We start from the raw sequence: 11,301 nt of genomic DNA, 5'->3' as shown, positions 1-11,301 counted from the left end.
AGCGTAGGCCAGCGGATCAAAACCGGGATAATTTCCGCCCGCATAATAACCCCATGGTTCGTAGGACGACGTATAATAAGCGGTTCCGCTCTGTCTGCCGTGCCAGAGTACTGCGTTTAAATTACCTTCCTGATGATTGTCCAAAATACTGCGAGCCAACGTCTTGTTTTGTTCGACGGTATTGCTTCCACTGATCATTTCCCGTGTGATCACCCATGTTGCCCGGAATTCCTGATTGTTCCTCTGCGCAAATGAGGAACAGAAGAGGCCGAGCGATAGAAGTAAAATGGATATTCTGACGATTCGATTCACGTTGTTCTCCTTTCAATTCTTACGTAAAAATTTAATGCTATAACGGTTAAAAGACAATAACGATCACCGGAATAATGGGGCTGGCGATTTCGGTTTGTGCTTTAAATAACACTAAAATGATTGTAAGTTTGTTTCAAGATTTTCTTGACTTTGTAAGTGGATGAAACTTAGGTTTATGCCGTGTTTAAAGAACAATTCGACAGATCGATATGAATGATGATCCGAAAGTACCTTACTGGAGAATGAATGACTAAAGAGTCCGGAAAACGTCATGGTAAAATAATTGGATTCTCACTGATCGTCGCGCTTGTCGTGATCGGATACTTTTTTATCCAATCGAATCCGGGAAATGCGATCCAAAACATCTTTGCGCCGAGAAAGATACGCGTGATGATATATAACATCCATCATGGCGTCGGGATGGACGGAGAGTATGACATTTCGAGAATCGTTTCAGTTATTCGCAAGCAGGAACCGCATTTTGTTTGTTTGAATGAGGTCGATTACAAAACAAGGCGAACGAATGGCGACGAACAGGCACGGATGATCGCGGCGGAACTCGGCATGAATTTTACATTCGCAAGGAACATCGAATTACAGGGCGGGTTTTATGGTAACGCCATTTTGACCAAGTTCCCTATCGAATTCGCCGAGAACAAACTGCTTTATAACCGGCTCAACTCGGAACAGCGAGGACTTTTACATATTTTCACGCATATCGGCGGCCGGCGCGTGCATGTCTATACGACGCATCTCAGCACGGATTCGACGGAAAGTGGCAAGCAGGTAAAAGAGATACTTAACATCATTTTAGAATGGGCGATCGAAGATCCGGTGATTCTGGCGGGCGATTTCAACCTTCAGCCCAAATCCAGCAAGATATACGAATTAACCTACTATTTCGCCGATTACGGCATGTCGCTGGCGGAAAGCGGTTGGTCTTATCCATCTGACGAACCGGAGAAGAAGATCGATTATATTTTCTACAACAGCATGTTTTCGGTCAAATCCTATGGCGTGATCAAAGACGAGCAAGCCGTTATCGCTTCTGATCATTTGCCAATTGTTGGCATTTATGATTTCAAAGACTGAATAAACAATATTTAATAACAATAAAGGAGATTTTTCACATGTACGAATTTTTAAAAAAGTTAGGAATTGAGGATGTCAATTACGGTGCGACACTCGGTCATTCTGGCGGCTGGCTTAAAACGCGCGGCAAGGAACTGACCAGTTACTCACCGATTGACGGAAAACCGATTGCTAAAATCATTCAAGCGAACAAAGATGACTACGAAATCGTCATCCAATCAGCGCAGGCGGCATTTAAAAATTGGTGTGTGATTCCGGCACCGAAACGCGGTCAGATCGTTCGCGAGATCGGCGATATTCTCCGTGAATATAAAGAACCGCTTGGCGAATTGGTCTCGCTGGAAACGGGAAAGATCAAAGCCGAAGGCATGGGAGAAGTTCAGGAAATGATCGATGTAGCCGATTTCGCGGTTGGACAAAGCCGGATGCTATATGGTTTAACGATGCATAGCGAACGTCCCGGCCATCGCATGTACGAGCAATATCATCCGTATGGAATTGTCGGGATCATTACTTCGTTCAACTTCCCAGTCGCCGTTTGGGCTTGGAATTCCTTGATTGCGGCGATTTGTGGCGACGTCTGTGTCTGGAAACCAAGTTCCAAAGCGCCGCTGACCGCCATCGCTGTGCAACACATCATCGAACCGGTGATCGATAAATACGATCTGACAGGCGTCTTTTCGCTGGTTGTCGGTAAAGGTTCAGAAATCGGCGAGACGCTGATCAACGACAAACGCATTCCGCTCATCAGTTCGACCGGTAGCATTGAGATGGGACGGCGTATTGGGGAAGCCGTTGGTAAAAGATTGGGCAGAACAATTCTCGAACTCGGCGGAAATAATGCGATTATCATCGCGGAAGACGCCGACATCGATATGGCTGTGCGCGCAACATTATTTGGAGCGGTGGGAACAGCCGGACAACGTTGCACTTCAACACGCCGCATTATCATTCAGAAATCGGTGAAAGATGCCTTTGTTTCGCGTCTCATAAAAGCTTATGGACAAGTAAATATTGGGAATCCACTGACGCCCAATACGCTCATGGGACCGCTGATTGACGAAAAAGCCGTCGATGCGATGATGAAAGCCATCAAGGAAGCGAAGAAATTGGGCGGTAAAGTTTTGTACGGTGGGAATAAAGTGAGTATTCCGGGGCTCGAAAATGGTTTTTATGTCGAACCGACGATTATGGAAGCAAAGAACGAATATCCGATTGTCCAGAGCGAAACCTTCGCGCCGATTCTATACATTATTGAATACGATACGATTGAAGACGCTATCGAGAAGCATAACAATGTTCCGCAAGGACTGAGTTCGGCAATTTTCACGAAGAATTTACAGTATGAAGAACTGTTTCTATCGCATCTCGGCTCCGATTGCGGCATTGCAAACTGCAATATTGGTACATCCGGCGCGGAAATCGGCGGCGCGTTCGGCGGCGAGAAGGAAACCGGCGGCGGTCGCGAATCCGGTTCCGACGCATGGAAAGCCTATATGAGAAGACAAACGAATACAATCAACTGGAGCAAGGAACTCCCGCTGGCTCAAGGAATCAAATTCGACGTCGATTGACCAGAGTTTGATTGATTTAAGCCGTGTGAATTATTTGGAGTGTAGGGTACGCCAGGGAAAACCTGAAGTATCGGCAAAGGATAGGAAGTTTACCTGTCCTTTGTTTTTTAGAAATGATAAATTAGAGCCGTGAAAATTCCTGGAACCTTATATATCGTCGCAACGCCGATTGGAAATCTCGAAGACATAACTTTTCGATCTGTCGAAACGTTGAAAAGCGTGCAGTTGATCGCATCTGAAGATACGCGCCATTCGTCAATTCTGCTGAAACGATACGGAATTCAGACGAAACAGATCAGTTACTACGAACAAGTCGAAGAATCGCGCAGTTCGGAGCTGGTGACGCGTCTTCTGTCGGGCGAAAACATTGCGCTCATTTCAGATGCAGGAACGCCCGGCTTGAGCGATCCCGGTTATCGATTAATTTCCAAAGCCATCGCGAATAACATTCCAGTCGTTCCGATTCCCGGCGCCTCTTCCATCTTAACGGCGCTGGTTGCTTCGGGACTTGCGACAGATCGGTTCTGTTTTGAAGGATTTCTGCCGAGGAAGAAAGGTAGGAAAACGCGATTGCAAGAACTCGCGATCGAGCCAAGAACGATCATCATTTTCGAGAGTCCGTTCCGCATCGTCAAAACGCTGGAAGATTTACACGATTTTCTGGGCGACCGTCCTGCCGCTTGTTGTCGCGAATTGACGAAAGTGTTTGAAGAATTTCGTCGCGCGCCGATTTCCGAACTGATCCGTCACTTTAGTCTGACGCCGCCGAAAGGCGAATTCGTGATTATTGTCGAAGGAAAACGCCGCGCAAAGCCCGAACGGAAAGAACCGGAAATCTGATGAAAACCTCTTCTGAGCAGAATCAGCAAAACATGCAATCGACTCGAAATTCGCCGTCGGATAATCTTCAGAAAAAATCGCTCGTTGCGCTGGTCAAATGCAAATCTTATGATTTTGCGGAAGTAGAAAGTGCCGTCGAAAGAGGAATTGAACTGCTTGGTGGTTTGTCTGCATTATTTCAGAAGGGCGAATCCATCATTCTCAAACCGAATCTGCTCAGCCGCCATAAACCGGAATACGGCGTAACGACGCATCCGGCGGTGTTTCGCGCAGTCGCCAAAAAACTCCTTTCCGAAGCAATAAACGCTTCCTACGGCGACTCGCCGCCCGCCGATAAATTTGCGAATATTTCGCAGGTAGCCGGTTTAACTGCCGTTGCGAAAGAGTTAAAAATTCCGGTTGCCGATTTTGAAACAGGAACATCGGTTTATTCAGATGGCGGCGAACAACGAAGACAATTCAACATCGCTTCGAGCATCTTGTCGGCGGATGGTCTGATTAATTTACCAAAACTTAAAACGCATCATCTGACGCGGTTGACCGGAGCGGTTAAAAACTTGTTTGGGTGTGTTCCCGGATTTCAGAAGCCGGAATTCCACGTTAAACTTCCAGCGGTCGCCGATTTCTCCAAAATGCTTGTCGATCTAAACCTCCTGATTCGTCAACGCCTTGTCATCATGGACGCCGTTCAGGCGATGCAGGGCAACGGCCCGACTTTTGGCTCATTAGTTCCGCTTCACTTGCTAATTTTATCGACCGATCCCGTTTCCGTGGATTCCACGGCGTGTCGAATTATCAACGTTCCTCCGGAATTAGTGCTGACGAATTATTACGGCGAGAAATTCGGTCTTGGTAATATGGAAGCAGAAAATATCACCATTGTTGGCGACCCGATTTCCGATTTTTACCGACCGGATTTTATTGTTCAACGCTCGCAGGAATTGCGTTTCAATCAGGCTTGGAAATACCGGTTAACCAAAAATTACGTTTCGACGCGACCGGTGATTGACAGTAAGAAATGCACATTATGCGGCGCGTGCGTGCGTCAGTGTCCGATGAGTCCGAAAGCATTGAATTGGACGAAAGGACACAATCGCCCGCCAAAATACGATTATACCCAATGTATTCGTTGCTTCTGCTGTCAGGAGGTTTGTCCAAGCGGCGCAATCACGGGGGAAAATCCGTTACTCCGGCGGATGATCGAAAAAATGTATCGTTTGGGAGTGCTTTGAAATGAACCTTTTCTATATTCTAATTAGCACATTCTTTTTGATAGCAGGCGCAATCATTATTCTGTTTCCGGTGCTATTTAAAAAATTGTTAAATCAAATGATCGAAAGGGAACTCTTTTACCTGATGGGAATCGCCGAGATCGCCATGGGACTCGGGACACTCTATTTTCGTCAAGAGACGAAAGAGACATGGTTTGCGCTCGTCGCCGGTCTTGCGTTGTTTGTTGACGGCATTTTTTATATGATTTCAACTGGACGCGTTAAAGAATCCTTTCAGTGGTTTTTAAGCATGGATAATAAAGCCGTTAAAATCTACGGCATATTCGTGTTGGTTGTCGCCGGCGGATATTTTATGATGAGCGTGATGCGATGAACGATTTAGCTTTTAAAAAAATATTGTTTGGGAGTTAAAAAATGAAAACTAAATCCCGAAACTGCTGGATTATTGGCGTTCATTCGTGGTTGAATGGAGGTATTTTTAGATGAAACGACTAATGGCAATTCTTTTGATTTCAGCGCTTGGCTTTGCTCAAGTTAATAAGATGAATCTAGGAAAAGAAAACATAGCGACCCAATCGGACGGTAAATGGTTTCTATTAAAAAAATCTGATTTGGAGAACGGCGCCCATCATACAAAGCACGCCGCGACTTTTGATAAATATGTTTCCGGTTATAATTCGTTCGTTCTGAAAGCGATTGACATCGTACAAGCGACTGCAATGGACGGCGGCGGATATTTTACCGGAAAAGATTCGATCCCGACTGAATCGCCAATCGGTTATGATCTTGCGCTGTTCGGCCATCAGTTGATTGATGCGCCGCGGAAAACGAGTTATTGCTCCAGTTCCAGTTATGCCGCATTTATCGAAGCGCTGAATCTGATTTTACCTAAACAAAGCGATAAACTGGATGACGTTCGGCTGGAGGCGATGCGCATGCAAGAACCAAATGGCGGCAGGCGGGAAGACGGCGTTAAGAATTGGGGATACTGGAATGCGGATGGTTTCGGTACGCATTTTTCTATGGTGCAGTACACGAAAATGGGTGATGTTGTTTCGCCAATCGACGCGCGTCCGGGAGATTTTCTGAATATTTCATGGAAAGGCGGACTCGGGCATTCGGTCGTTTTTCTTGGTTGGTACATCGACGAATCGGGCAAAAAGTTCATGCTTTACTGGTCGAGCCAAAAATCCACAAATGGTTTATCCGATCAGTTAGTCAAAGTGGATGACATTAAAAACGTAAAAATGGTTCGGCTGACGCATCCGGAGAATCTGTTCAACTTCGATGTCAATACGAAAATCGAAAACAAAATTCCCGGCGATGAAATTGGATTGTAACAACAATAAATTGGCATCAAAGCGGTGAAATGAGGAAAATAATTATTGGATTGATCGTTTCGTTGTCGATTCTTTTCGCTGGTGATTTATCGACTTGTTATGCAGAATACGGCGACCTGATCGTGACGCGGATTTCATCGGCGCCTTTTCCGCATCCGGCGAGAATGAACGGCCATGAGTATGAAGGAAAAGTTTATTCGACTGAACAACATTATTCCGATTCCAGCGTCGCTGTATTTATTCCTAAAAACTACCGGCAGACGGATCAAGTTGACATCGTTGTACATTTTCACGGCTGGTATAATAATATCGACAGTGTTTTATCGACTTTCAAACTCGTTGAGCAGTTTTCAGCGAGCGGGAAAAACGCCATCCTGATCATTCCGCAAGGACCGAAAAACGCACCGGACTCGTTCGGCGGTAAGTTGGAAGATTCGGACGGATTTTCCCGTTTCATCGCTGATGTTTTGACTTTTCTGAAGCAAAACAATAAAATCAAGGTGCAGAATTTGGGGAACATTGTCCTTTCCGGGCATAGCGGCGGTTATCATGTGATTTCTTACATTCTCATGCGCGGCGGATTATCCGGAAAAATCAGTGAAGTTTATTTGTTTGATGCGTTGTATGGGCAGTTGATAGCTGGGCGCATATCGCTTTGGTGAAAACCAGCGGTGCTCTCCGGCTATATCTGAACGGACTGCCTGTGTTTGTGAATGGTGGTCAATCGTCAGTAACGTTGGCGGATTCGTTGGTAATCCTTCGGAAAGACTTTACATCCGCTGGATGGAACTCGGCGCCTTCACCCCGCTTTTCCGCCAGCACACCGCCTGGGACACCCGCCGCAAGGAACCCTGGACATTTGGCGTGGATGTCAAAAACGCCGTGCACGATTTTCTCAATCTGCGTTACCGCCTTCTGCCTTTCCTCTATAATGAATTTTACAGCGCTAGTCTAAACGGCTGGCCGGTCATGCGCCCGGTGTTTTTCAATTTCCAGGACGACCCGGAATGCTACCGAACCGAAATTCAGGACCAATTCATGCTCGACGATAATCTACTGGTTGCCCCGGTGCTCTCCGAAACCGACGAGTTCAAGCGGCTTTACCTGCCTGAAGGCGACTGGTACGACCTGAACCAACAACGATTCTATTCCGGTAAACAGTGGATTCTCCAGACAGTACCGCTGAAACAGATTCCCTATTTCCTGCACGCAGGCGGTTTCCTGCCAATGCAGGCCGTTCAGCAGTACGTCGGCGAAAAACCGATTACCGAGACCGAAATGCTGATCTACCCCGCCGGCGAAAGCTCCTATACACTTTATGAAGATGACGGCGCTTCTTACGAATATGAAAAAGGCGTCTACGCTCTGACTAAATACACCTGCCAAGCCACGACCGATGCCTGGAAAATCCTCGTCAGTCGCGAAAAGTCCAGTTTTAAGCCGCCGCGCCAGAATTACCTGTTCAAAGTCATCTCCCAGCGCCCGCCGGTCGGGGTCAGCGTTGGCAGCAGTCCGCTTCCCCTCGTAAAAGCGGCTGATGATTTAAACCGGCAAGCGGAAGGCGTTTATTATTCGACGACCGACCAGATGATTCTGATCAAAACGCCCGACCGCAGGGATTTCGAGATAAAAATACAGTACTGAGGAAACAACATAATTCATTCAGTAATCCGTGATATTCAGCAGAACCAACTATTTTATTGGAATTGGCGATTTTAGTTTGTAGAATAAGAGGAAATGAAATCCTTTTCGACACCAGAGATACCTGTGAGTTCGAAGGACGAAATTTTGCCCGTCGGACTTTTTGAAACCGTCCGAAAGGAGATGCTTCTAAGGAATTACTCAGGTAAGACCATTCAAAGTTACCTCAGCTGCCTGCGTGCTTTCGTACGATATATTTCGCCACTTCACCCGAGAAAAATCAAGAACGATGACATTCGGGCATATTTATTACATCTGATAGAAAACGAAAATGTGGCAGCCTCAACTGTCAATCAGGTTTTCAATGCGCTACGATTTTTGTATGTCGAATTATACAAAATGCCTTTCGTTATTCGGAATCTTCCACGACCGAAGAAGGAACGGAAATTACCGGATGTACTGGATCAGGAAGATGTGCTTAAGATTATTGCATCGGTCGAAAATCTAAAACATAAAACCATGCTTTTGCTCATTTACTCCGCCGGATTACGGGTCGGTGAAGTCGTCAGATTAAAAGCTGACGATATTGACAGTAAACGTAAATTGATTCATATCCGGCAGGCAAAAGGGAAAAAAGACCGCTACACGCTATTATCCGATGTGGTTTTGGAAATACTGAGAAATTATTATAAAGCCTATAAACCCTCGGATTATTTGTTTGAAGGCGCTGAGGGTCACAGTCATTTGTCGGAGCGCAGTATCCAAAATGTTTTCAGGCGCGCTTTAAAAATTGCCGGAATAAGGAAACCGGTCACTGTTCACAGTCTTCGTCATTCATTTGCTACTCACTTATTGGAAAACGGCACTGACCTGCGCTACATTCAGGAAGTACTGGGACATGCCAGTTCAAAAACGACCGAAATTTATACCCATGTGAGCAAGAAGATCTTAGGTAAAATCGCCAATCCACTTGACCAGGCAATTTTAAGAGCAAAAAGTCAGGAGAAATGAACATAAATTTTAAAAGCAAAATAAACGCCATATTGCGTCTATCCTACCCAAAACGGGCAGATATACGCCATAGATTTCGTTTATTCACTAGTTATATGAAATTCGAAAAACCTCTTCAATATAAGAATAACATAATGAAGTGGCAGGGCATAAAATTCATTAGAACTGGAGGTATTGAATATGGCTATGAAGAAAATAGACGGAAGATCCAAAACTATAAGAGAAATCTTAGAAAATAAGAAATATAATATAGATGTATATCAAAGAGAGTATAATTGGAAAACCGAACATGTAACTACTTTATTAGATGACCTTGAAAACAAATTTATGGACAGTTATGAGGAAGGACAAGAAAGGACGGCCGTTCAGAATTATCCTCACTATTTTTTAGGATCATTCATAATAAGCCAGAAAGAAGATAAAACATTCATCATTGATGGGCAACAAAGATTAACAACTCTAACACTTTTACTAATACATCTCAATAATCTACAAAAAGACAGCGATGAAAAAGTGGATATTAAAAATCTTATTTTTTCAGAGCGATACGGAAAGAAATCGTTTAACATAGACGTTGAGGAAAGGAACAAATTGATAGATAATTTATTCAAAGGAGAAAGCGCAGATATGTTGGATGTGGGAGGTATATCACTTAAAAATATTAAAGAAAGATATAATGATATAGTTGAATATTTTCCCGATGGGAGTACTTTGCCTTACTTTATTGATTGGCTTATTGATAATGTAGACCTTGTGGAAATCATTGCCTATTCTGATGAGGATGCATATACTATTTTTGAAACCATGAATGATAGAGGAATGAGTTTAAGTCCTACAGACATGCTTAAGGGATATCTTATTGCTAATGTTACAGATGAAACACAAAAACAAGAAGCTAATGAAATATGGAAGAAACAAATATTAAAACTTATAGATATTGACAAAGAAGAAGAATTTAACTTTTTCAAGGCATGGTTACGAGCAAAACATGCTCAAACAATAAGAGAGAGGAAAAAGGGAGCTACAAACAAGGATTTCGAAATCATTGGCACTTCTTTTCATAAATGGGTAAGAGAAAACAAAACAGAGTTGGGGTTAAAGAAACCCAATGACTTTTATGAATTTGTGACAAAACAATTTACATTTTACTCAAATGTATATGAAAAAATTTGGAAAGCCTCGATTAATTTTGACAAAGAACTCCCTTATGTTTATTATAACTACCAAAATAACTTTACTTTACAACCACCACTAATATTGGCAAGCATAAACTCTACGGATGATGAAAAAACGATTAATAAAAAGATAAATTTGGTATCCAAGTTTATTGAGATGTTTATTGTATTACGTTCTGTGAATCGGAGAACATTGGGATATAGTTCTATAAGTTACAGTATCTTTACATTAATGAAAGAGATAAGAGATAAGAATTTAGATGATTTGGCAGAAACGTTGAAAACAAAAATAGAAAGGATGGAAGAAACTCTTGAAGGTCTTGACACTTTTCGATTACATCAGCAAAACAGAAAGTTTGTTCACTTCTTTCTTGCAAGGATAACGCAATTCATAGAAGAAAAATCAGGTATAGATAGTGATATTGTAAGATATCTTTCCAAAGAAATAAAGAATCCGTCCGAGATAGAACACATTTGGGCAGATAAATTTGAAGAACACAAAGACGAATTTGATCACGAAGGAGAGTTTGATGAGATGAGGAACAGATTGGGCGACTTGTTACTTTTACCTGGCGATTTCAACAAAAGTTATAGTGATTTACCATATGAGGATAAACTTCCTCATTATTTTGCTCAAAACTTACTAGCTCGCTCACTTCATACAAATTGTTATGAAAAGAATCCCTCGTTTTCAAAATTTATCTCCGAATATGATTTGCCCTTTAAACCTTATAATGAGTTCAAGAAAGAAGAAATTATTGCCCGTCAAGAATTATACAAAAAGATCTCAGAGAAAATTTGGGATTTAAAGGGATTTGATGAAATTGCCAAAGGGTGAATGGATGAATAGATGCCCTGCCACCGTTAATGAAAGAGGTTTTTCGAACTCTTCGGCTTCCTTCAGAAGCCTTGCCTTCACCTCGTTCGGGTCATATAACACGGGCTATACAGCTCGTTTTACTCGCCCAAATCCCGCTTTCAGCGGGACTTCGTATAGCCCGATACCGTTATAAGCCATAATAAAAAGACAGCGACCATGAAAATAATTACAACGACATTGACACTATATTTGTTCGCATTAACT

The 11,301-nt window shown here is 43.3% G+C and carries 11 protein-coding genes; 10 read left to right on the top strand and 1 reads right to left on the bottom strand.

Going from position 1 to position 11,301, the window contains the following annotated elements; translation table 11 throughout:
* The coding region (locus tag COT43_03495; GenBank protein PIS29583.1) for a hypothetical protein at positions 1-312 on the bottom strand (312 nt) is incomplete at its 3' end.
* Between the two features lie 246 nt (positions 313-558).
* On the opposite strand from COT43_03495, the gene COT43_03490 reads away from it, so the two are divergent.
* The 10 genes from COT43_03490 to COT43_03445 all read left to right on the top strand — a co-directional run bounded on the left by COT43_03490 (position 559) and on the right by COT43_03445 (position 11,055).
* Complete coding sequence (locus tag COT43_03490; protein ID PIS29582.1) at positions 559-1,404, top strand: hypothetical protein; 846 nt, start codon at positions 559-561, stop codon at positions 1,402-1,404.
* Positions 1,405-1,442: 38 nt separating this feature from the next.
* Complete coding sequence (locus COT43_03485; GenBank protein ID PIS29581.1) at positions 1,443-2,978, top strand: aldehyde dehydrogenase family protein; 1,536 nt, start codon at positions 1,443-1,445, stop codon at positions 2,976-2,978.
* 135 nt (positions 2,979-3,113) lie between these two features.
* The gene (gene rsmI, locus COT43_03480) at positions 3,114-3,818 is read left to right on the top strand and encodes a 16S rRNA (cytidine(1402)-2'-O)-methyltransferase (GenBank protein ID PIS29585.1); all 705 of its coding nucleotides are present in this window, start codon (positions 3,114-3,116) and stop codon (positions 3,816-3,818) included.
* Positions 3,818-5,050, top strand: a complete 1,233-nt coding sequence (locus COT43_03475; GenBank protein PIS29580.1) for a hypothetical protein — start codon at positions 3,818-3,820, stop codon at positions 5,048-5,050. The genes rsmI and COT43_03475 overlap by 1 nt, the downstream gene beginning before the upstream one ends.
* A gap of 1 nt (position 5,051) precedes the next feature.
* Positions 5,052-5,423 (top strand): hypothetical protein, encoded by a 372-nt coding sequence (locus COT43_03470; protein PIS29579.1) that lies wholly within the window; start codon positions 5,052-5,054, stop codon positions 5,421-5,423.
* 109 nt (positions 5,424-5,532) lie between these two features.
* The gene (locus COT43_03465) at positions 5,533-6,390 is read left to right on the top strand and encodes a hypothetical protein (GenBank protein PIS29578.1); all 858 of its coding nucleotides are present in this window, start codon (positions 5,533-5,535) and stop codon (positions 6,388-6,390) included.
* A 29-nt stretch (positions 6,391-6,419) separates the two neighbouring features.
* Entirely contained in the window at positions 6,420-7,052 is a 633-nt protein-coding gene (locus COT43_03460; protein PIS29577.1) for a hypothetical protein, read from the top strand.
* Positions 7,053-7,173: 121 nt separating this feature from the next.
* Entirely contained in the window at positions 7,174-8,034 is an 861-nt protein-coding gene (locus COT43_03455; protein ID PIS29576.1) for a hypothetical protein, read from the top strand.
* Positions 8,035-8,127: 93 nt separating this feature from the next.
* The gene (locus COT43_03450) at positions 8,128-9,042 is read left to right on the top strand and encodes an integrase (GenBank protein ID PIS29575.1); all 915 of its coding nucleotides are present in this window, start codon (positions 8,128-8,130) and stop codon (positions 9,040-9,042) included.
* Between the two features lie 186 nt (positions 9,043-9,228).
* Entirely contained in the window at positions 9,229-11,055 is a 1,827-nt protein-coding gene (locus COT43_03445) for a hypothetical protein (protein PIS29584.1), read from the top strand.
* The last annotated feature ends 246 nt before the right edge of the window (positions 11,056-11,301 follow it).

It is taken from the genome of Candidatus Marinimicrobia bacterium CG08_land_8_20_14_0_20_45_22, assembly GCA_002774355.1.
Classification (GTDB): Bacteria; Fidelibacterota; UBA2242; order UBA2242; family UBA2242; genus 0-14-0-20-45-22.
The sequence above is the reverse complement of the archived record's forward strand: the minus strand, read 5'-3'. Positions and strand labels throughout refer to the sequence as shown.